Here is a 23034-nt window from a genome sequence, read left to right as displayed (position 1 = left end):
TATAAAAAGTGATATAATAGAAGAACGTAAAAGGAGATTACATGGCGAAAACAAGATTATTTATTATTCGGCATGGAAAAACCATGTTTAATACGATAGGTCGTGCCCAAGGTTGGTCGGATACACCCCTGACTGCTCAAGGAGAAGAAGGTATCCGTGAATTGGGGGTTGGTTTGAGAGAATCTGGTTTGGACTTTGTCCGTGCTGTTTCTAGCGACTCCGGTCGCGCCATTCAAACCATGGGAATTGTTTTAGACGAGCTTGGGCTAACAGATCAGATTCCTTATACTTTTAACAAAAAGATCCGGGAATGGTGTTTTGGAAGTTTTGATGGCGCCTATGGAGGAGAGCTTTTCCGTGGAGTCGTTCCCCGTGTTCTGGATATAGAAGACTACAAGAAGTTAACACTAGAAGAGTTAGCGAATGGGATTTACCAAGTGGATACAGCCGGATGGGCTGAACCGTGGGATGTGTTGAAAAAACGCATTGTAGATGGTTTTGAAGAGATTGCTAAAGAAGTCGAAGCCAAGGGTGGTGGAAATGCCCTAATTGTCAGTCATAGCATGACCATCGGTTCCTTTGTGTGCATTTTAAATCCAGAGATAGAGTTGGATCCAAGGGTTGAAAATGGTAGTGTCACCCTGGTAGAATACGAAAATGGACGTTTCTCGATCCAAACCATCGGAGATGAGTCTTATCGCAAGCAGGGTGCTAACTGGTTAGCAACCCACTCAGAAGAACTTGATGTAAAAAAATAAAATACCTTATATAAAAAGATAACAATTGCAGGAGGATAAAAATGGCAAAGACAAAATTGTATATTGCCCGTCATGGAAAAACCATGTTTAATACCATTGGTCGTGCCCAAGGTTGGTCTGATAGCCCCTTGACGGAAGCTGGTGAACGAGGGATTCATGAATTGGGGATTGGTCTGCGTGAGGCAGGGATTCAGTTCCAACAAGCTGTTTCCAGTGACTCGGGTCGAACCATTCAAACCATGGGGATCGTGCTAGAAGAATTAGGGTTAGCAGGTAAGATTCCTTATCGTTATGATAAGCGCATCCGCGAATGGTGCTTTGGAAGCTTTGATGGGGCTTATGACGGGGAACTCTTTTTAGGTGTTTTGCCACGTGTCTTTCGGGTTGATGACTTCCATCATTTGAGCTTGATGGAGTTGGCCGAAGGGATTGTCGAAGTGGATACAGCAGGCTGGGCGGAGTCCTGGGAAACTCTTCGAGATCGCATCTTGGATGGCTTTACGGCGATTGCCAAGGATGTCGAGTCTCAAGGTGGTGGCAATGCCATCGTGGTCAGTCATGGGATGACCATCAGTACCTTGATTTACTTGATTGATCCAAAAGCCTTCAAAGAATTGGTTTTGGACAATGGTAGTGTGACAGTTATTGAGTATGAGGATGGCCAATTTAAATTGGAAGCAGTTGGAGATCTGTCATACCGACAAGTTGGAGCGCAATTGTTAGAGGGAAATCATGACTAAATACAAACTTGCCAAGAAAAGAGAAAAGAAAGTTAGCTGGATCGTGCTCTGCTGTTTAGGCCTCTGTCTGATCGGAGCAGGAGTGGGTATTTTCTATTTGAAACCTCAATGGCTTCCTATGAACTTTGCTGAAGACAAAAAAGTTGAAACGACTACTCCAAAAAAAGTTGAGAAAAAGGAAGAAAAACCGAAGACTGACCTTCCCCAAGTTTCCACTAAGGATTGGAATTTGGTCTTGATCAATCGGGACAACAAGTTAGCCGAGCTGAACCCTCAGTTAGTCGATGTTGAAGAAATCAAGGTGGATAGTCGGATTGCAGAACAGACGAAACAGTTTCTAGCAGCGGCGAGAGCTGTCGCGCCTGAAGAATCCTTGATTTCGGGTTATCGAAGTGTGGAGGAGCAAACAGAACTCTATAATGAGCGGGTAGCGCAGTTAGAAGCTACTGGTCTTTCTCATGAGGAAGCAGAACGTCAAGCTCAAGCCCAAGTACAGGTTCCAGGTGCTAGTGAACACCAAACGGGTCTTGCGATTGATATGAGTGCTCCAAATGGACAGTCTGAAGAGGTAGCCCAGCAGATTATTGCTTTGGCTCCCCAGTATGGTTTTGTTCTCCGCTATCCAGAAGGGAAAAATGCGATTACAGGTGTGGACTATGAAAACTGGCATTTCCGCTATGTCGGTGTAGAAAATGCCCAGTATATGGCCAAACATCAGCTAGTTTTAGAAGAATACATCCAAAAACTGAAAGAAGCAGGATTATAGGTTTTTTAGACAACTATCGGTCTTAAGAATGATTTTTAGCACTCTTGAAAAAAGAGTGCTAATTTTTTGGATTTTTTTCTTGACTTTCTTTTGAGAGGGTGTATAATAGAATCATGGTTTAGCACTTGAGTGTTTAGAGTGCTAAATACGAAAGAGAGGTGAGGTCATGGTTACAGAACGTCAAAATGAGATTCTAAATCTTGTCGTCGATATCTTTACCAAGACCCACGAACCAGTCGGTTCAAAAGCACTGCAAGATGTCATTCAATCCAGTAGTGCTACTATTCGAAACGATATGGCTGCCCTCGAAAAGCAGGGCTTATTAGAAAAAGCCCACACTTCGAGTGGTCGAATGCCCAGCCGAGCTGGTTTTCAATATTTTGTTCAGAACTCGCTGGATCTAGAGTTGATTGATGAGCAAGATGTTTACCAGGTGGTGAAAGCCTTTGATTTCGAAGCCTTTAAGTTAGATGATATCTTGGATGCTACGGCTAAGTTATTAGCCCAGATGACGGGCTACACCGCGGTGATCCAGGATGTTGAGCCGACACGACAGCGCTTGACAGGTTTTGAGATTGTTCCATTATCAAACCACGATGCTTTGGCGGTATTGACCTTGGATGAATCAAAGCCTGTTACCGTACAATTTGCGATTCCAAAAAATTTCTTAACCAGTGACTTGGAAATCTTCCATCAGCTAGTTCAAGAACGTTTCATTGGAAATACAGTCTTGGATATCCACTACCGCTTGAGGACAGAGATTCCACAGATAGTACAGCGCTATTTTAAGACGACAGACAATGTATTGGATCTGTTTGATTACGTCTTCTCGCAACTGTTTCAAGAACTGGTCTTTGTAGAAGGAAAAGTTTCATCCTTAACCTACGCCGATCTTCAGACCTATCAGTTCTTAGATAACCCCCAACACGTAGCTCTCGAGTTGCGAGGGGGAATGCCAGAGGACCAAATGACCCAGATTCTGGTTGCTGAATCCCAAGAGAAGGCTTTGAAAAATGTGACCGTGATTAGTCATAAATTCCTGGTTCCTTATCGTGGGATGGCCCTCATGCATGTGATTGGTCCCGTAGAGATGAATTACAGGCGTGTGATTAGCCTCGTCAATGTTATCGGACGGGTACTGGTCATGAAGTTAACGGACTACTACCGTTACCTCAACAGTAACCATTATGAAGTAAATTAATACCAAATGAAAGGGGTGTATGCCTTGACAGAAGAAATCAAAAAAGAAGACGTGAAAGAAGAGGAAGTTGCCGAGACAACTGAAGAAGTTGTAGAGGAAACCAAGCAACCTTCTGAATTAGAAGAAGCACAAGCGCGTGCCGAAGAATTTGAAAACAAATACCTTCGCGCTCATGCTGAAATGCAAAATATTCAACGTCGTGCCAATGAGGAACGCCAACTCTTGCAACGTTATCGTAGCCAAGATTTGGCAAAAGCGATCTTGCCTTCGTTGGATAACTTAGAACGTGCCCTTGCCGTTGAAGGGTTGACAGATGATGTCAAAAAAGGACTAGAAATGGTCCAAGAAAGCTTGATTCATGCCCTGAAAGAAGAAGGAATTGAAGAAATTCCAGCGGACGGTGAATTTGACCATAACTACCATATGGCTATTCAAACAGTCCCAGCGGATGACGAGCATCCAGCAGACACCATCGCACAAGTCTTCCAAAAAGGCTACAAACTCCATGACCGCATCCTAAGACCGGCTATGGTCGTTGTCTACAACTAGGCTACCTTGTCCGAAACGACACTAAACTATGAAAGAAAGATAAGAAGCAAGCCGGAGGCTTGCAAGGAAGATATTTCCCGCCGTGGTGAAAGTTTCAGTAGCATGTGCTACTGAAACAGGGGATTTTTGAGACAGTAGGCTCAAAAATAAGTGATGAAATCCTGAAGGGAGTTGCTCACGTCCCCACCACTTAAGGGAAATATCAAAAAGAAAAAAAGAAGATAAATTTAAGGAGAAAAACACATGTCTAAAATTATCGGTATTGACTTAGGTACAACAAACTCAGCAGTTGCAGTTCTTGAAGGAACTGAATCAAAAATCATCGCAAACCCAGAAGGAAACCGTACAACTCCATCTGTAGTTTCTTTTAAAAACGGTGAAATTATCGTTGGTGACGCTGCGAAACGCCAAGCAGTCACAAACCCAGATACAGTGATCTCTATCAAATCTAAGATGGGTACTTCTGAAAAAGTTTCTGCTAACGGTAAAGAATACACTCCACAAGAAATCTCAGCGATGATCCTTCAATATTTGAAAGGTTATGCGGAAGAATACCTTGGTGAAAAAGTAACCAAGGCTGTTATCACAGTTCCAGCTTACTTTAACGATGCTCAACGTCAAGCAACTAAAGATGCTGGTAAAATCGCTGGTCTTGAAGTAGAACGTATCGTCAACGAACCAACTGCAGCAGCTCTTGCTTACGGTTTGGACAAGACTGACAAAGAAGAAAAAATCTTGGTATTCGACCTTGGTGGTGGTACATTCGACGTATCTATCCTCGAACTAGGTGATGGTGTCTTTGATGTATTGGCAACTGCAGGGGATAACAAACTCGGTGGTGACGACTTTGACCAAAAAATCATCGACCACTTGGTAGCAGAATTCAAGAAAGAAAATGGTATCGACTTGTCAACAGACAAGATGGCTCTTCAACGTTTGAAAGACGCAGCTGAAAAAGCTAAGAAAGACCTTTCTGGTGTAACTTCAACCCAAATCAGCTTGCCATTCATCACTGCTGGTGAGGCTGGACCTCTTCACTTGGAAATGACCTTGACTCGTGCTAAATTTGACGATTTGACTCGTGACCTCGTTGAACGTACTAAAACTCCAGTTCGCCAAGCCCTTTCTGATGCAGGTTTGAGCTTGTCAGAAATCGACGAAGTTATCCTTGTCGGTGGTTCAACTCGTATCCCTGCAGTTGTAGAAGCTGTTAAGGCTGAAACTGGTAAAGAACCAAACAAATCAGTGAACCCTGACGAAGTAGTTGCGATGGGTGCTGCTATCCAAGGTGGTGTCATCACTGGTGATGTGAAAGACGTTGTCCTTCTTGACGTAACACCATTGTCACTTGGTATCGAAACAATGGGTGGAGTATTTACAAAACTCATCGACCGCAACACAACTATTCCAACTTCTAAATCACAAGTCTTCTCAACTGCAGCAGACAACCAACCAGCCGTTGATATCCATGTTCTTCAAGGTGAACGCCCAATGGCAGCAGATAACAAGACTCTTGGACGTTTCCAATTGACTGATATCCCAGCTGCACCTCGTGGTATCCCACAAATCGAAGTAACATTCGACATCGACAAGAACGGTATCGTATCTGTTAAGGCTAAAGATCTTGGAACTCAAAAAGAACAAACAATTGTTATCCAATCAAACTCAGGTTTGACAGACGAAGAAATCGACCGCATGATGAAAGATGCAGAAGCAAACGCTGAAGCAGATAAGAAACGTAAAGAAGAAGTTGACCTTCGTAACGAAGTAGACCAAGCTATCTTTGCGACTGAAAAGACAATCAAGGAAACTGAAGGCAAAGGTTTCGATGCAGAACGTGATGCTGCTCAAGCTGCCCTTGATGACCTTAAGAAAGCGCAAGAAGACAACAACTTGGACGAAATGAAAGCAAAACTTGAAGCATTGAACGAAAAAGCACAAGGACTTGCTGTGAAACTCTACGAACAAGCCGCAGCAGCACAACAAGCTCAAGCAGGAGCAGAAGGTGCCCAAGCAACAGGAGACGCAGGCGATGACGTCGTAGACGGAGAGTTTACTGAGAAGTAAAATAATTTATAGGAGGGTAGTTTATGTCAACTATTTACACTACCAATGAGTGGAAGGGACACGGGAAGAGTTACTACTGGAATGAATATCGTTTAGAAGGCGATACAGTTGTAAAATATAAGTGTTCTCGCAGTAAATTTTTTGATGGTGATGAAAATGTCTGGAGTGAGGATGAATATGAGGTTGAATCTTGGAACCTTGATGATGATTCTATGCCAGATTGGTTGAGGAACTATCTATAAAATTTTTAACAGAGGTTGCAACCCAGCCTCTGTTTTTCGGTAAAATAGAGGATGTTGCGTATGAAAAAAGTACTTTGTATCATTTATCCTAATTTTTCTCTTTATGAGATAACCGCTTTAACGAGTACTTTAGCTCTGTCTTTTGATATTACGATTGATTATGCCGCTTCAGATCATTCGATAGTGGTCTCTGAGGATGGCTTGCCCTGTCAACCAACGAAAACACTAGATCAAATCTGTATAGAAGAGTATTCTTGTGTGATTTTGCCAGGAATGGTAAACATAGGACCTGCTCTACAGGATGAGAAATTGATTTCGTTTTTGAGGGACCTTGGTGAGCAAGATGTCTTGATTGCAGCTATTTCTTCAGCGCCTCTTCTATTGGCGAAAGCAGGTCTATTGAACGATACGAAATTTACAGGTGGAATTTGGCAAAACTTCTTTGATTATTTTGAATTTCTTCCACGTGAGAATTTCCAACCGAAAGTGGTTGTGCAAGATAAACAAATCATTACGGCTATCGGTTTTGCCCATCAAGAGTTTGCAAGAAAAGTGATTCTAAGCTTAGGATTGGCAGAGAATACGGACAACTATTTTAAAGAAAAGAACGAGTGTGCTGAAGAGGATTTGATATTTACTCTATCAGACCAAGAGTTTGATCAAGTGAAGCAGAGTATAGAAAACACCCTCTAAAGATGTACATGAAAATTATAGAAAGGAACAAAGGTGTTCTCAACTGAACACGGGCTACGGACGGTGCCAAAAAGATAGTTTTTTCTAGGACGCAAGCGTCCGTCGTCAAAACTCCTATTTTGGCTGTGTCCGTTTGACGCCCTTTGTATCTTGAATTATGAACAATACTGAATTTTATGACCGTTTAGGCGTTTCAAAGAATGCATCTCAAGACGAGATCAAGAAAGCCTATCGGAAATTATCTAAAAAATATCACCCAGATATCAACAAGGAGCCTGGTGCTGAGGACAAGTACAAGGAAGTTCAAGAAGCCTATGAGACTTTGAGCGACGAACAAAAGCGGGCGGCTTATGACCAATACGGTGCTGCAGGAGCCAACGGTGGTTTTGGTGGCTTCGGTGGCGGAGCTGGTGGTTTCGGTGGTTTTGATGGCGCTGGTTTTGGTGGCTTTGAGGACATTTTCTCAAGCTTCTTTGGAGGTGGCGGTGCAAGTCGCAATCCCAATGCTCCACGTCAGGGAGATGATCTTCAGTACCGTGTAAACCTCAAGTTTGAAGAAGCCATCTTTGGAACTGAGAAGGAAGTGAAGTACCATCGGGAAGCTAGCTGTCGGACATGCGAAGGCACTGGTGCTAAACCAGGAACAAGTCCCGTAACTTGTGGACGTTGTCATGGTTCTGGGGTGATCAATGTGGATACGCAAACCCCTCTAGGAATGATGCGCCGTCAGGTAACCTGTGATGTCTGTCATGGTCGAGGAAAAGAAATCAAAGATCCTTGTACAACCTGTCATGGGACTGGTCACGAGAAGCAAGCCCACAGTGTCAATGTGAAAATCCCTGCTGGGGTTGAAACTGGTCAACAAATCCGCCTCTCTGGTCAAGGAGAAGCTGGCTTTAATGGAGGGCCATACGGAGATCTCTATGTGGTGGTCAACGTTGAGCCGAGCGACAAATTTGAGCGTGATGGATCAACCATTTACTATAAATTGAACTTGAACGTTGTTCAGGCTGCTCTTGGAGATACGGTTCATGTACCAACGGTTCATGGGGATGTTGACTTGGTCATCCCAGAAGGAACCCAGACTGGTAAGAAATTCCGCCTCCGTGGCAAGGGAGCACCAAGCTTGCGTGGTGGCTCTGTAGGAGATCAATATGTATCTGTTAATGTGGTGACACCTACAGGTCTAAATGACAAGCAAAAAGAAGCCCTTCGTGCATTTGCGGAAGCAAGTGATTTGAAGGTCAACCCAAAGAAAAAAGGTTTCTTTGATAAGGTCAAAGATGCCTTGGATGATTTATAAAATAAAAGAAGATTTGGTTTTTCCAATCTTCTTTTTTTATCAAGAAAAACACCTCCGAAACCGAAGGATTCAGAGGTGTGGCAAAAGAATCAAATTAAACAAGTCCTTGAGCAATCATCGCATTTGCGACATTTTCAAAGGCTGCGATATTGGCACCTGCAAGGTAATCTTTACCAAGACCGTAGGTTTCTGCAGTTGTTTTAGCAGTGTTGAAGATGTTAGTCATGATATCTTTCAAACGACCATCTACTTCTTCTCGTGTCCATGAAAGACGGAGGCTGTTTTGGCTCATTTCAAGAGCAGATACAGCAACCCCACCAGCATTGGCAGCTTTGGCAGGTCCGTAAAGAATGCCATTTTCTTTGTAGACTTTGATAGCATCAAGGTCGCTTGGCATGTTAGCTCCTTCAGAAACAACTTTTACGCCTTGAGCAACCAAGCGTTTCGCTGCTTCACCGTTGATCTCGTTTTGAGTCGCACATGGAAGGGCGATGTCATAGTTGCCGGTATAAGTCCATACAGAACCTTCGTAGTAGGTAGCGGTTGATTTTTCTGCAGCGTATTCTGTCAAACGAGCACGACGGTTGTTTTTCACATCTGTAAGAAGATCGAAGTCGATTCCGTTTTCGTCGATGATGTAACCGTTTGAGTCAGAGACTGAGATGACAGTTGCACCAAGTTCAGTTGCTTTTTGAAGAGCGTATTGGGCTACGTTACCAGAACCTGAGATCACGACTTTTTTACCAGCAAAGCTGTCGCCGTTAGCTTTAAGCATTTCTTCCGTATAGTAAACCAAACCATAACCAGTTGCTTCTGGACGGATCAAGCTACCACCGAAACCAAGAGGTTTACCAGTCAAGACACCTGCATCAAATTGGTTCAGGCGTTTGTATTGTCCGTAAAGGTATCCGATCTCACGTCCACCAACCCCGATATCACCAGCAGGTACGTCAAGAGAAGGTCCGATGTATTTTTGCAATTCTGTCATGAAGCTTTGGCAGAAACGCATGACTTCAGCGTCAGTCTTGCCTTTAGGATCAAAGTCTGATCCACCTTTCCCACCACCGATGGGAAGGCCGGTCAAGACGTTTTTGAAGATTTGTTCGAAGCCGAGGAATTTCAAGATCCCTTGGTTAACAGTTGGGTGGAAACGAAGTCCGCCTTTGTATGGACCAACAGCTGAGTTAAATTGGACACGGTAACCACGGTTCACTTGAACCTTTCCATCACGGTCAACCCAAGGAACACGGAAAGAAATTACGCGTTCTGGCTCAGTGATACGGGCCAAGATGTTTTCTTCAATGTATTCTGGATGTTTTTCAAATACAGGTTCCAAAGTGCTAAGGAACTCTTCAACAGCTTGAAGGAATTCTGCTTCATGGCCATTACGAGCTTTTACAGTTTCGAAAGTGCTTTGGATATATTCTTTTGCAGTTGTCATCTTGTTTCTCCTTTTTTTATTGAAACGAATGCCAGTAGGGGCTGTCTTACTGGGTATGAAGGCACTGCTAGAAGCAATGTCATGTTTTATTACGTGGACAATTATAGCAGACTTTTTTTGACTTGTAAAGAAAAAAGTTGAATTTTCTGAAAATTTCCACAGCTACTCATATAGTGGAAATAGATCGATTCTAGAGGACAACAGAATTGGATGAATATCTGATTTTTTTCTATACATAGAAAATAAATTGATAACGTTTATGGTGATTTTTTCTATTTCCGTACGTTTCTTGGGCTATTTTAGTTTTCTAACTGTGAATCCTCCTTTTCGTGCTATAATAGCTGTAAGAATTCATTTCAAGGAGAAGAAGATGGTATCGACAAAAACAACTATTGCAGGTTTTGAGTTTGACAACTGCCTGATGAATGCTGCGGGTGTAGCCTGTATGACAATTGCAGAACTTGAAGAAGTAAAGAATTCTGCTGCGGGAACATTTGTGACGAAGACTGCGACCTTGGAGTATCGTCAAGGGAACCCAGAGCCACGCTACCAAGATGTGCCACTAGGATCTATTAACTCGATGGGGCTTCCCAACCAAGGTTTGGATTATTATTTAGATTACCTCCTTGAGTTACAAACTTCTGATCCGAATCGGACTTTCTTTTTGTCTTTAGTCGGAATGTCCCCGGAGGAAACCCATACCATCTTGAAAAAGGTAGAAGACAGTGATTTTAGAGGTTTGACAGAGTTGAACCTTTCCTGTCCCAATGTCCCTGGGAAACCCCAGATCGCCTATGACTTTGAGACGACTGATCGAATCTTGTCAGAGGTCTTTACCTATTTCACCAAACCTCTTGGCATCAAGTTGCCGCCTTACTTTGATATTGTCCACTTTGATCAAGCTGCAACAATTTTTAACAAATACCCGCTCAAGTTTGTCAACTGCGTCAACTCGATTGGAAACGGCCTCTACATCGAGGATGAATCCGTAGTGATCCGCCCTAAGAACGGCTTCGGTGGGATTGGTGGAGAATACATCAAGCCAACTGCTCTGGCCAATGTCCATGCCTTTTACCGACGGTTGAATCCAGAAATTCAGATTGTAGGGACAGGTGGCGTCTTGACCGGTCGCGATGCCTTTGAGCATATCCTTTGTGGAGCTAGTATGGTGCAAATCGGAACCACACTTCATAAAGAAGGAGTAGGGGCTTTCGAGCGCATCACTGCGGAACTAAAAGACATCATGGAAGAAAAAGGCTACCAAAGCCTAGAAGACTTCCGTGGGAAACTGCACTACATTGACTAATCATTCGAAAAGAACTTCCTCAAGTGGATACTTGGGGATTTTTTATGGATTCTTGTCAAGAGAGAGAATCTGTTCCTAGTTTTAAAGATTTTCCATTTTTATAGAGAGAAAAAGGTGTACAATGGAGGTGAGAAGGAAGGTGATTGCTATGGGAGAAAGGGATGTGATTCAAGAGGCAAAGAACATGATCGAAACTCTCCAAACAGCCTTTTCTAGGGAATGCAAAACCAGTCCAGATGCCCTTCGATTTGAGGGAAATCTAAATCATATTTTGGAAGTTTTAGTGAAGGCAAGACAGGTAGACAATCGCCTGTTGATTGAGTTGGAAAAATTTTATCAAAGTACCAGTTTATTGATTGGCCTGGGTGAGCTCGGTTTGAGTGAAGAGGCCTATCAAGCCTGGCGAGCTTATGATCATTGGCATTACGAAGTTGTGAAGCCTCGGTTACAGGTTTATGGACCGACGGTGCTTCTTTAATCTTGGCAACGATGCTTAGGAACGTCAGAGATTGAGAGGAGGTGTGGGACATGTCTCTCATGCATGATTTTTTCCATCAGTTTTTAGTATCTCTACGGAATCTTGGTTACTCGCTCTTTTTCTTATTTGAAAAATAAGTGGGAGTGCCTTTATCCCTTTTACTAGTATAGTAGAAGGGATTTTTGATGCAGAATCCTTGAAAATTGGAGGCTCTTGGATTATGATGGAGCTAATAGATGTCAAGCGTTCCACATAGGGAATGCAGGAAGCGAGGAAAAAAGATGGCAGAGATTTATCTAGCAGGTGGCTGTTTTTGGGGCTTAGAGGAGTATTTCTCTCGGATCTCGGGTGTTGAAAAGACGACGGTGGGCTATGCCAATGGCCAGGTAGAAACGACCAATTACCAACTGATTAAGGAAACGGATCATGCAGAGACTGTACAAGTCATCTACGATCCAGATAAGATTTCCTTACGAGCGATTCTGCTCTACTATTTCCGGGTGATCGATCCCTTGTCCATGAACAAGCAGGGAAATGATCGAGGTCGCCAGTACCGAACCGGTGTCTATTACCTGGACGATGCGGACCGTGAGGTGATCGCCCAAGTGTTTGCGGAAGAAGAGAAGCAACTTGGTAGCAAAATAGCGGTTGAACTAGAACCCTTGCGCCACTATATTTTGGCGGAGGACTACCATCAAGACTACCTCAAGAAGAATCCTGGGGGCTATTGCCATATCGATGTGACGGATGCTGACCAACCCTTGATTGATCCGGCAACCTATCCCAAGCCCAGTCAAGAGGAATTAAAGGCACGATTGACAGAGGCGCAGTACCAAGTCACTCAAGAGAGTGCGACAGAGCGACCTTTCCACAATGCCTATGACCAGACCTTTGAAGAGGGAATCTATGTGGACATTACGACTGGAGAGCCTCTTTTCTTTGCCAAGGATAAGTTTGCGTCTGGTTGTGGATGGCCGAGTTTTTCTCGCCCTATTGCCAAAGATGTCGTTCATTATTACCAGGATCATAGTCATGGGATGGAGCGGATTGAAGTTCGTTCCCGCTCAGGCAATGCCCATCTCGGCCATGTCTTTACCGATGGGCCAAGAGAACAAGGTGGCCTTCGCTACTGTATCAATTCGGCCTCTCTGCGCTTTATTCCTAAAGAGGAGATGGAGGTAGAGGGATACGGGGATCTACTCAAGCAGATGCACTAAAAGTATGATGGAGAGGGGGGCTGTAAGCCCTCTTTTTAGTCCCTCCATTTATCTATACATGGAAGTTTAGGTCAGTCTGTTTTCTTTTATCAAAATTGTGTTACAATGAAAAAAGGCTTGACAGATGACGTAGGGGCCTTTGGCAAGAGCAAGAGAAATGGATAGGAAGAGAAGAAGATGAAGAATTGGAAGGATCTCCTAAAGAGATGGAGTGAGCTCGGGAAAGATATCCTCAGGATGCTCAATGAATGGCTTGATATTGGATTGGGAAAGGTGACAGTTGTTCGTCTAACCAACGAACAGTTTGTCTATGGTTTGCTGATTACAGTATTTGCGTCCGCGAATCTGGTCTTATGGGTTCAAAAATGGAATGGTTTCCCCATTACAGCACTAGAGATGCCGGAAGTTGTTGAAAAGCAAGAAGAAATTCATCCGGATCAGTTGCCACATACGGCTCGGATCATGGCAAATGGAGACCAACTCTACCATGACTTGGTTTATATGAGTGCCGTCAAGGAAGATGGAAGCTATGATTTTTCTGAGAATTATCACTATGCTCAGGAATGGTTGAAGCAAGGGGATCTGGTCTTGGGGGATTTTGAAGGAACCATCAATTCGGATTATGGACTTTCGGGATATCCAATTTTCAATGCCCCTGGTGCGGTCGTTGCTTCGATTAAGGATGCAGGCTATCAGGTGATGGACCTGGGACATAACCATATCCTCGATACTGGCTTGGAAGGGCTGTTTTCGACTGCGAAAGCCTTTGAAGACGCAGGGATCCAAACGGTTGGTGTCTATCCGCATGAGACGCGAGATCAAGCCCCTATCCTGATCAAGGAAGTAAATGGAATCAAGATTGCAATTTTGGCTTATTCCTACGGCTTTAATGGGATGGAAGCTTATTTAGATCAAGGAGATTATGACAATCGTTTGTCGGACCTCAACGAGGAACGTATGCGCAAGGAAATCCAAAAGGCTGAGATGGAAGCGGACATTACCATTGTCATGCCTCAGATGGGGATTGAATATGATTTAGAGCCATCAGAGGAACAAAAGGAACTATACCATAAGATGATTTCTTGGGGAGCTGATATTGTCTTGGGTGGCCATCCTCACGTCGTCCAACCAGCCGAGATTGTGGATAAGGATGGGCAACAGAAATTGATCATTTATTCGATGGGGAATTTCCTTTCGAATCAGCGACTGGAAACCATGGAAGGGATAGACAATGCCCAATGGACCGAACGGGGTGTCCTGATGGATATAACCATTGAGAAGGTAGGGCGCAAGACCCGGATCAAAACGGCCACAGCTCGTCCTACTTGGGTTAACCGGACGCCAAAGGACAGTTATTCTCCTGAAGGCTATGAACTCTATCATTTCCAGACCTATATCTTGGAGGACTGGATTGAAGGTGGCAAGTACCGGGACCAATTGGATGATGAAACAAAAGCGCGTGTCGATACAGCCTACCAGGAAGTGAAAGAACGTGTGAATTTGAATTGGGAATAGGAAGGAGCAGATGAAGGAATGGACAAACTTGGATGGTTACCAATTGGATTTGTTGGACTGATCATCGTTATGGTTCTAACAAACTGTATAGCAACGATTTTTCTGAGAAAAAAATTAGCCAAGGCTTGGGAGAGCGAACGGTTTTTTATAAAAAAAGATAGTGAAGAAAGTTTAGCAGAAACCATTCTCTTGGCGTCAACACTCCAACAAACAGATAGTCAAGTAGACGGCCAAACTTGGCATGATTTAGACATGCATAGAGTCTTTGATCTGCTAAACCATACACAGTCTAGTATTGGGGCTGAGGCCTTGTATCAGAGGATGCGTTTGTTAAACTTTCAACCAGATGCATCTTTGCAGGAGTTAGAAGATTTCTTTGAACATCACCCGGATCTTCGTCTGAAGGTTCAGGTTGTTATGAACCAGTTAGGAAAAAAGAACCACAATATGGCTAGAAGTATTGTGGCGAATCCAGGGAATCAAGATTCGAGTATCTATCTTTCTCTCTATATTTTTTTAGCGTGTTTGCCAGTCCTCTCTCTTTTCTTTCTTCCGTTTTTTAAAATTCAAGCCTTGTCAGTCTTGATAGCGAGTGTGACGTTTAATATCATTTTTTCGAGCATTCGGAATTGGTCGAATAAAATGCGCTTGGATCAAGTTAGTTACCTGGTTCGCATCTTTGCTTCAGCGGAAAAGTTGAGTCGTTTAGCGCTTCCGAAACAAGAAGCACTCAAACAGGCTGTCCAACCATTTAAGAAGACGAAAGTCATTTCCAGCATCTTACAAAGTCCAACAGGAAGCTCCGAGATGGAAATTATCCTGATTTACCTTAATTTTCTTTTCTTAATTCCGCAGATTGCCCAGATCTATATCTATCAGCAAGTGAGGGCTCATCAGAAAGAAGCGCAGGAAACAATCAATCTTTTGGGGGAATTGGAAGTAGCTATTAGCCTTCTACGCCATAAGCGTGATGGTAAATTGGTCTGTCATCCCTGTTTTAAACAAGATGGAGGGATCAAGGGCAAGGGGATCTACCATCCTTTGCTAGCGGATCCGGTTGCTAATGACGTTAGTTTTGAAAAAAATATGGTGATCAGTGGAGATAATGCCTCAGGGAAATCCACTTATTTGAAAATGGTAGCCATTAACTGTATTTTAGCGCAGGGCTTGGGCTTCGCCTATGGCGAAAGTTTGGAGCTTTCTTATGGACATGTCATGACCTCTATGGATGTTAGCGATGATATTGAGGTTGGAGATAGCTATTTTATTACAGAGAGCAAAACGATTCTCCGAATGATTGAGAGTCTGGAAAAGTCTGGCTTTCATTATTTCTTTATTGATGAACTCTTTAAGGGAACCAATACCATTGAGCGAATTGGGTCTGGCTTGGGCATTGTTCGCTGGCTATCGAGACACGATTGCCTGTATATGATTTCGAGCCATGATATTGAGCTAGTTGCGGCATCTGGTGCAGTCAATGATAATTATCATTTTGACAGTCGCTATGTTGACGGGAAAATCGTCTTTGATTATCAGATAAAGCAGGGAGCTGCAGTAACGAAGAATGCGGTCAATACATTAAAAAGCCTCCATTTTCCTTCAGAAATCACTCAAACTTCCCAAGAATTAATTGGACAATATGAAAAGACAGGGAAATGGTCTTTAAATAGAATGTTGAGTGATAAAGAGGAAGGTCGCTAGGCTTTATCAGACCTTCTGTTGTAAAAAATAAAAAGCACATAAAACGCAAACTTCATTTGTGTTTCATGTGCTTTTATTATTTGATCTATTGGTTAAAGACAAGCTTTTCGGTATTGGCTTGGAGTGGCCTGATAGTATTTCTTGAACTGGCGATTAAAGTTTGAGAGGTTGTTGAAGCCAGATTGGCTCGCGATATCAATGATTGCCAGATCGGAATGCTGGAGGAGGTGGGCAGCTTTTTTCAGCCGATATTGGATGATATACTCCATACAAGAGATCCCTAATTGTTTCTTAAAGAAATTCATAAAGTGGGTCGGGCTAAAATGACACAACTCTGCTAAATGTTCAATCATGAGCTCCTCTTGGTAATGGTTCGAAATATGGTCGAGGACCAAACGAATTTTTTCTTCTTTCCGATAAGCATCTGTTGAAAACTTCTTCTCGACAATATAGTGGTGAGAAAAGAGGAGATAGAGGAGTTCATTGAGCTGGGATTTGAGTCGGAGTTCATAGAAGGGGCCTTGTTCTCTTCCGTTTGCCATACAGGTCAAGAGGCTCTGTTTAATTTTTTCGTAACCGGGTGATTGGGCTTGAATGCGTCGAACAAATTCAAAATCACCATTGTAGAGGGGTTGTAAATATTTTAGAGTGGCAATGTTTTTATGGGTAATCCCAATCAGGTCTAGATTAAAATGGAGGATATCCATGGTATGGGAAGAACTCTGGATGGGATGAATGGAGTGAAGGGCATTGGGCCGGATCAAAATAATATCACCGGGCTGGCTATTAAAATATTCATAATCGATATGGAATTGGGCAGTCCCTTCGTTGACATAAATAATCTCAATATCAGTGTGCCAATGAAATAAAATATCCGGTTGGCCATTTTGAGTGCTAATCTGTTTGATTGAAAAAGGGAAATCGCTATTTGTAAAGGATGTTTGGCGGTATAAGGTCTTTGTGTTCATGCCTACCTCTTAAATCTTTTTCGGGAGTAGCAAACGCTTTGACTAGGTGAGAGAGGGTCTGCTAGTTACTTCATACAGGGAAAATCTACTATCTATATTATAATAAAATTGGACTAAAAATTAAAGAGGATTCAATGGAATTTCTGAAATTTTAAGGAGGTGAAAAGGGAGCGCTTGTGGGAAAGAAGGCCCAAAATGACTAGGAAATGGTGTATAATAGGGAAAAGGTAGAAAGGGGTGGCGGTATGTTACAAATGATTGCGACAGACATGGACGGTACTCTGATGGACGAGCAAGGAGAGGTTGACCGTGAGCGTTTGAGCCGCATCTTGGATCAGCTAGACCAAAGAGGGATTCCCTTTGTCATTGCGACAGGGAATGGCTATAGCCGTATGGCTCATGTATTGGGAGAGCTGAAAGATCGCGTCACCTTGGTTCTAGCTAATGGTGCACAGATATTAGAGAAGGGAAAACTCATCCGAGAGTGTAGCTGGCCTGAAGAGCTGGTGCAGGAAGTCTTACATTATCTAGAAGGTCGAGAAGAAGAACTCCATCTGGTCGTCAGTAGCCTATCTGGGGGCTATGCCAAGAAAGGAACAGAGTTTCCTCTTTTAGAGCAATTGATGACGCCTGAGCTAGCTGCAGCTTTTTACAAACGGATGCGGTTTGTGGATGATCTGACCAAAGAGCATGGTGAGCAGGTTCTGAAGCTAAGTGTCGTCACTGACACTGAAAAAGTCGAAGCCTTTGTGCAAGAGTTGCGAGAAGAGCTTGGGGAGCGCCTGCTTCCAGCAGCTAGTGGCTATGGAGCTATTGATATTCTGCAACCGGAAGTCAATAAGGCCACAGCCATTCAATTCTTGGAAGAACGCTGGGGCGTAGATGGAGGTCGCCTAATGGCATTTGGCGATAGTCAAAACGATGTGGAAATGCTTGAGTTAGCGACCTATTCCTATGCAATGGAAAATGCGGATGCCCATGCTCGGAAAGTAGCCCGCTATATAGCGCCCTCTCACCAGAAAAAGGGGGTCTACGAAATCATCGAAGCTTATTTGGACGGAAGACTAAGTTTTGATTAGGCGAGTATCCTATCTTGCACAGTTTCTACCATACGAATCGAAAGGAGTCTTTATGGCTGTACAATTATTGGAGACCTGGCTGTTGAAAGAACAGGCAAAAATACAACAGAACTACCGAGAGCTAAATCGAAATCCTTTGAAAGAACCCGATATACTTTTTATAGGAGACTCTATCGTCGAATACTATCCCCTTCATGAGTTGTTTTTGACAGATCAGTATCTAGTGAACCGGGGGATTAGAGGTTACAAGACAGACCTCTTAAGAGAGCATCTGGATGCCCATATTTTTGGGCAAGCAGTGGACAAGATTTTTTTGCTGATTGGAACTAATGATATCGGTAAGGAAATGCCCCTGTCGGAAACCATCGATAACATGAGCATCATCCTGCAGGAGATTATTCGACTCTTGCCCTTGACGCAAATTAAACTCGTTTCGGTTCTTCCTGTGAATGAGGGAGAAGTATACAAGGGGACAGTCTATATTCGGACCAATCAAAAGATTCAGACCTTGAATCAGGCCTACCGCGAGCTAGCACAAGGGATGATAAATGTTGAATTTATCAATGTTTTTGACCATTTGCTTGGAGAGGATGGTCAGCTAAAACCGGCTTATACAACAGATGGACTTCATTTAACAATTGAAGGATACAGGGTCTTGAGTAAGGCTCTTCAAAGCGAAATCTAACCCATCCTAGCAAGGAAAATGATTTTCCAGCTAGGATTTTTTAATGTCTTCTATAAAACAGTTCGGAGAAATACTCTATTTTTTACCAATTTTATAACAAGCAAAAACCTTGCCATTATGCGGTTTCTGACTTCTGTTATAAAATAGTTTGCGGAAACAGAACAGATTTTTGCTTTGTGTTATGTAATAGTTCCAGGTGTTTAGTGAGCATATTCTTATACAAGGACAATAAAACGTGATAAATTGATATAGTAAAGTTATTTGAAACGTTTTCACTCTTTGTCGAATTCAGTTCAAAGACTGACAATTATTTTATTGAAGGAGAGTTATCATTATGACTCAAGGGAAAATTACTGCATCTGCAGCAATGCTCAACGTATTGAAAACATGGGGCGTAGACACTATCTACGGTATCCCATCAGGAACACTCAGCTCATTGATGGACGCTTTGGCTGAAGACAAAGATATCCGTTTCTTGCAAGTTCGCCACGAAGAAACAGGTGCTCTTGCAGCGGTTATGCAGGCTAAATTTGGCGGTTCTATCGGTGTTGCAGTTGGTTCAGGTGGACCTGGTGCAACTCACTTGATCAACGGTGTTTACGATGCAGCTATGGATAACACTCCATTCCTTGCTATCCTTGGATCACGTCCAGTTAACGAATTGAACATGGATGCCTTCCAAGAATTGAACCAAAACCCAATGTACAACGGTATCGCTGTTTACAACAAACGTGTAGCTTACGCTGAGCAATTGCCAAAAGTCATTGACGAAGCTTGCCGTGCTGCCGTTTCTAAAAAAGGTCCAGCTGTCGTTGAAATTCCAGTAAACTTTGGTTTCCAAGAAATCGACGAAAACTCATACTACGGTTCAGGTTCTTACGAGCGTTCATTCATCGCTCCTGCTTTGAACGAAGTTGAAATCGACAAAGCTGTTGAAATTTTGAACAACGCTGAACGTCCAGTTATCTACGCTGGTTACGGTGGTGTTAAAGCTGGTGAAGTAATCACTGAATTGTCACGTAAAATCAAAGCACCAATCATCACAACTGGTAAAAACTTCGAAGCGTTCGAATGGAACTACGAAGGTTTGACAGGTTCTGCTTACCGTGTTGGTTGGAAGCCAGCCAACGAAGTGGTCTTTGAAGCAGACACAGTTCTTTTCCTTGGTTCAAACTTCCCATTTGCTGAAGTATACGAAGCATTCAAAAACACTGAAAAATTCATCCAAGTGGATATCGACCCTTACAAACTTGGTAAACGCCACGCTCTTGACGCTTCAATCCTTGGTGATGCAGGTCAAGCAGCTAAAGCTATCCTTGATAAAGTAAACCCAGTTGAGTCTACTCCATGGTGGCGTGCAAACGTGAAGAACAACCAAAACTGGCGCGATTACATGAACAAACTCGAAGGTAAAACTGAGGGTGAATTGCAATTGTATCAAGTTTACAATGCAATCAACAAACATGCTGATCAAGACGCTATCTACTCAATCGACGTAGGTGACACTACTCAAACATCTACTCGTCACCTTCACATGACACCTAAGAACATGTGGCGTACATCTCCACTCTTTGCGACAATGGGTATTGCCCTTCCTGGTGGTATCGCTGCTAAGAAAGATAATCCAGATCGCCAAGTATGGAACATCATGGGTGACGGTGCATTCAACATGTGCTACCCAGACGTTATCACAAACGTTCAATACGACCTTCCAGTTATCAACGTTGTCTTCTCAAATGGTAAATATGCCTTCATCAAGGACAAATACGAAGACACAAACAAACACTTGTTTGGTTGTGACTTCCCTAATGCTGACTATGCGAAAATCGCTGAAGCGCAAGGTGCTGTAGGATTTACAGTTGACCGTATCGAAGACATCGATGCAGTTGTTGCAGAAGCTGTTAAATTGAACAAAGAAGGTAAAACTGTTGTTATCGATGCTCACATCACTCCACATCGTCCACTTCCAGTAGAAGTACTTGAGTTGGATCCAAAACAACACTCAGAAGAAGCAATCAAAGCCTTCAAGGAAAAATACGAAGCTGAAGAGCTTGTACCATTCCGCCTCTTCTTGGAAGAAGAAGGGTTGCAATCACGCGCAATTAAATAATTCCTCTCGTGGAAAATCACAAGTAAACATTGTAGATTTTATGCATTGATTTTCTTAGAGAGAAACTTAAAAGATCGGAGCAATCCGGTCTTTTTGTGGAGGACAGTAAATGAATTTAAATCAATTAGATATTATCGTGTCAGATGTTCCCCAAGTCTGTGCTGAATTAGAGAGTGTCTTGGATAAAAAGGCGGACTATGTTGATGATGGTTTTGCTCAGTTCACGATTGGCAGTCACTGTCTCATGTTCTCACAAAATCATTTGATACCTCTGGAAAATTTTCAGTCAGGAATCATCCTACACATTGAGGTTGAGGATGTCGACCAGAACCAAAAGCGGTTAAAAGAAATTGGTGTCGAGATTTTACACGGTCCTTGTGAAACGGATTGGGGAACCGAATCCCTGCTAGTAAGTGGCCCTGCTGGTCTAGTGATTGATTTTTATCGTATGAAATAGGTCGCTTAATCATTTGAAGCTAACCATAATGATTCTTAATACAGAATATGAGAATATGAACTATTAAAAGATCGGAGTCATCCGGTCTTTTTGTGTTGCGCGTGAATATCAGTAATCATAGAATAGTATCAGTTTTTCCTAGGATGTTGTAAGACTTTCGGGTTAAAGAGGGATATAATAGAGCTATCAAATCAAGTGAGGTAGAGAGATGACAGACAAACTTCAATTTCCAGATGGTTTCCTTTGGGGTGGAGCAACTGCTGCTAACCAGTGTGAGGGAGCTTATAATGAAGATGGCCGTGGCTTGGCCAATGTGGATGTGGTACCGATTGGGCCTGATCGTCATGCGATTATTACGGGTCAGAAAAAGATGTTCGACTTTGAAGATGGCTATTTTTACCCAGCTAAAGATGGCATTGATATGTACCATCGCTACAAGGAAGATATTGCTCTATTTGGGGAAATGGGCTTTAAAACCTATCGCTTGTCCATTGCCTGGTCTCGGATCTTCCCGAAAGGGGATGAATTGGAGCCAAATGAAGCGGGTCTACAGTTCTATGAAGACCTCTTTAAGGAGTGCCACAAGTATGGCATTGAGCCCTTGGTGACCATTACCCACTTTGACTGCCCCATGCATTTGATTACAGAGTATGGAGGGTGGCGTAGTCGCAAGATGTTGGAATACTACGAACGCCTCTGCCGAACGCTCTTCACTCGTTACAAAGGCTTGGTCAACTACTGGCTGACCTTTAATGAGATCAATATGATCCTTCACGCCCCCTTTATGGGAGCGGGGCTCTGCTTTGAAGAAGGGGAGAATGAGGAGCAAGTCAAATACCAGGCGGCTCACCATGAATTGGTCGCTTCAGCCATTGCCACTAAGATAGCCCATGAGATTGATCCGAACAACAAGGTGGGCTGTATGTTGGCAGCAGGACCAAACTATCCTCATACCTGTGCTCCGCGAGATGTCTGGGCTGGTCTAGAAGAAGACCGCAAGAACTATTTCTTCATCGATGTGCAGGCGCGTGGGGAATACCCAAACTATGCTAAGAAAGAGTGGGAGCGTCAGGGAATCACGGTTGAGATGACCGAGCAGGACCTTCAATTATTGAAAGAGCATACGGTGGACTTTATTTCCTTCTCCTACTATGCTAGTCGCGTCGCTTCAGGGGATCCAGCTGAAAGGGAGAAAACAGCGGGCAATATCTTTGCCTCTCTGAAGAACCCCTACCTAGAAAGCTCGGAATGGGGTTGGCAAATTGATCCTCTTGGTCTCCGCATTACCCTCAATACCATCTGGGATCGTTATCAAAAGCCGATGTTTATCGTGGAAAATGGTCTTGGTGCAGTGGATACTCCAGATGAAAATGGCTATGTATCTGATGATTACCGGATTGACTACCTGGCTGCCCATGTCAAGGCCATGCGAGATGCCATTAACGAAGATGGTGTTGTCCTCTGGGGATATACGACTTGGGGCTGTATTGACCTGGTCTCTGCCGGGACTGGAGAAATGAAGAAGCGCTATGGCTTTATCTATGTCGATCGGGACAACGAAGGGAAAGGAACCCTAGCCCGTTCGCGCAAGAAATCCTTCTATTGGTATAAAGAAGTCATTGCGACCAATGGAGCTTCTGTTCACTAATGCAACACTCGATTAGGAGGAAAGTTCTTCTTGATCGAGTGTTTTCTTTGTATTTTTCATTGACGAAGGTCCCTTTATTTGATAGGCTAGAGGAATAGAAATGATTTGGA

Annotated in this window: 21 protein-coding genes; 19 read left to right on the top strand and 2 right to left on the bottom strand. The window is 43.2% G+C overall.

Annotated features, from left to right (window positions below; genetic code table 11):
• Positions 1–41: 41 nt before the first annotated feature.
• The 9 genes from EL081_RS08490 to dnaJ all read left to right on the top strand — a co-directional run bounded on the left by EL081_RS08490 (position 42) and on the right by dnaJ (position 8319).
• Positions 42–758, top strand: coding sequence for a histidine phosphatase family protein (locus EL081_RS08490; protein ID WP_126404813.1), 717 nt, complete (start codon positions 42–44; stop codon positions 756–758).
• Positions 759–799: 41 nt separating this feature from the next.
• Positions 800–1498 (top strand): histidine phosphatase family protein, encoded by a 699-nt coding sequence (locus tag EL081_RS08485; RefSeq protein ID WP_126404812.1) that lies wholly within the window; start codon positions 800–802, stop codon positions 1496–1498.
• On the top strand, positions 1491–2264 hold the full coding sequence (locus EL081_RS08480) for a M15 family metallopeptidase (protein ID WP_126404811.1): 774 nt from the start codon (positions 1491–1493) through the stop codon (positions 2262–2264). The genes EL081_RS08485 and EL081_RS08480 overlap by 8 nt, the downstream gene beginning before the upstream one ends.
• 166 nt (positions 2265–2430) lie before the next feature.
• Positions 2431–3465 (top strand): heat-inducible transcriptional repressor HrcA, encoded by a 1035-nt coding sequence (gene hrcA, locus EL081_RS08475; RefSeq protein ID WP_164555443.1) that lies wholly within the window; start codon positions 2431–2433, stop codon positions 3463–3465.
• A 24-nt stretch (positions 3466–3489) separates the two neighbouring features.
• Complete coding sequence (gene grpE, locus EL081_RS10085) at positions 3490–4014, top strand: nucleotide exchange factor GrpE (protein WP_331250928.1); 525 nt, start codon at positions 3490–3492, stop codon at positions 4012–4014.
• Positions 4015–4257: 243 nt separating this feature from the next.
• Positions 4258–6081 carry a molecular chaperone DnaK gene (gene dnaK / locus EL081_RS08470; protein ID WP_126404810.1) on the top strand — a complete coding sequence of 608 codons (1824 nt, stop codon included), beginning with the start codon at positions 4258–4260 and terminating at the stop codon, positions 6079–6081.
• A gap of 23 nt (positions 6082–6104) precedes the next feature.
• A complete protein-coding gene (locus tag EL081_RS08465) occupies positions 6105–6323 on the top strand; it encodes a hypothetical protein (protein WP_126404809.1) in 219 nt (72 codons plus the stop codon).
• Between the two features lie 60 nt (positions 6324–6383).
• On the top strand, positions 6384–7016 hold the full coding sequence (locus tag EL081_RS08460) for a DJ-1/PfpI family protein (RefSeq protein WP_126404808.1): 633 nt from the start codon (positions 6384–6386) through the stop codon (positions 7014–7016).
• A gap of 157 nt (positions 7017–7173) precedes the next feature.
• Positions 7174–8319: a molecular chaperone DnaJ gene (gene dnaJ, locus EL081_RS08455; RefSeq protein WP_126404807.1), complete on the top strand. Its 1146-nt coding sequence runs from the start codon at positions 7174–7176 to the stop codon at positions 8317–8319.
• 94 nt (positions 8320–8413) lie between these two features.
• On the opposite strand, the gene gdhA is transcribed toward dnaJ, so the two are convergent.
• The gene (gene gdhA / locus EL081_RS08450; protein WP_126404806.1) at positions 8414–9760 is read right to left on the bottom strand and encodes an NADP-specific glutamate dehydrogenase; all 1347 of its coding nucleotides are present in this window, start codon (positions 9758–9760) and stop codon (positions 8414–8416) included.
• 370 nt (positions 9761–10130) lie between these two features.
• Here gdhA and EL081_RS08445 point away from each other — a divergent pair, with 370 nt between their 5' ends.
• The 5 genes from EL081_RS08445 to EL081_RS08425 all read left to right on the top strand — a co-directional run bounded on the left by EL081_RS08445 (position 10131) and on the right by EL081_RS08425 (position 15977).
• Positions 10131–11066 carry a dihydroorotate oxidase gene (locus EL081_RS08445; RefSeq protein WP_126404805.1) on the top strand — a complete coding sequence of 312 codons (936 nt, stop codon included), beginning with the start codon at positions 10131–10133 and terminating at the stop codon, positions 11064–11066.
• 148 nt (positions 11067–11214) lie between these two features.
• Positions 11215–11544 carry a helicase BlpT gene (locus tag EL081_RS08440; RefSeq protein ID WP_232011386.1) on the top strand — a complete coding sequence of 110 codons (330 nt, stop codon included), beginning with the start codon at positions 11215–11217 and terminating at the stop codon, positions 11542–11544.
• Positions 11545–11825: 281 nt separating this feature from the next.
• Complete coding sequence (gene msrB / locus EL081_RS08435) at positions 11826–12761, top strand: peptide-methionine (R)-S-oxide reductase MsrB (RefSeq protein WP_126404803.1); 936 nt, start codon at positions 11826–11828, stop codon at positions 12759–12761.
• A gap of 237 nt (positions 12762–12998) precedes the next feature.
• A complete protein-coding gene (locus tag EL081_RS08430; RefSeq protein WP_232011428.1) occupies positions 12999–14276 on the top strand; it encodes a CapA family protein in 1278 nt (425 codons plus the stop codon).
• Between the two features lie 18 nt (positions 14277–14294).
• Positions 14295–15977 carry a MutS-related protein gene (locus EL081_RS08425; protein ID WP_126404801.1) on the top strand — a complete coding sequence of 561 codons (1683 nt, stop codon included), beginning with the start codon at positions 14295–14297 and terminating at the stop codon, positions 15975–15977.
• Between the two features lie 92 nt (positions 15978–16069).
• On the opposite strand, the gene EL081_RS08420 is transcribed toward EL081_RS08425, so the two are convergent.
• On the bottom strand, positions 16070–16945 hold the full coding sequence (locus tag EL081_RS08420; protein ID WP_126404800.1) for an AraC family transcriptional regulator: 876 nt from the start codon (positions 16943–16945) through the stop codon (positions 16070–16072).
• 245 nt (positions 16946–17190) lie between these two features.
• Between EL081_RS08420 and EL081_RS08415 the strand changes: the two genes are divergently transcribed.
• The 5 genes from EL081_RS08415 to EL081_RS08395 all read left to right on the top strand — a co-directional run bounded on the left by EL081_RS08415 (position 17191) and on the right by EL081_RS08395 (position 22924).
• The gene (locus tag EL081_RS08415; protein WP_126404799.1) at positions 17191–18024 is read left to right on the top strand and encodes an HAD family hydrolase; all 834 of its coding nucleotides are present in this window, start codon (positions 17191–17193) and stop codon (positions 18022–18024) included.
• A gap of 52 nt (positions 18025–18076) precedes the next feature.
• Positions 18077–18709, top strand: a complete 633-nt coding sequence (locus EL081_RS08410; protein WP_126404798.1) for an SGNH/GDSL hydrolase family protein — start codon at positions 18077–18079, stop codon at positions 18707–18709.
• A 334-nt stretch (positions 18710–19043) separates the two neighbouring features.
• The gene (gene spxB / locus EL081_RS08405; protein ID WP_006148113.1) at positions 19044–20819 is read left to right on the top strand and encodes a pyruvate oxidase; all 1776 of its coding nucleotides are present in this window, start codon (positions 19044–19046) and stop codon (positions 20817–20819) included.
• A 109-nt stretch (positions 20820–20928) separates the two neighbouring features.
• On the top strand, positions 20929–21276 hold the full coding sequence (locus EL081_RS08400; protein ID WP_126404797.1) for a VOC family protein: 348 nt from the start codon (positions 20929–20931) through the stop codon (positions 21274–21276).
• A gap of 208 nt (positions 21277–21484) precedes the next feature.
• A complete protein-coding gene (locus EL081_RS08395; protein WP_126404796.1) occupies positions 21485–22924 on the top strand; it encodes a 6-phospho-beta-glucosidase in 1440 nt (479 codons plus the stop codon).
• Positions 22925–23034: the final 110 nt, after the last annotated feature.

This window comes from Streptococcus viridans, from assembly GCF_900636365.1.
GTDB classification, from domain to species: Bacteria; Bacillota; Bacilli; order Lactobacillales; family Streptococcaceae; genus Streptococcus; species Streptococcus viridans_A.
This window is presented reverse-complemented; position numbering and strand designations above follow the sequence as displayed.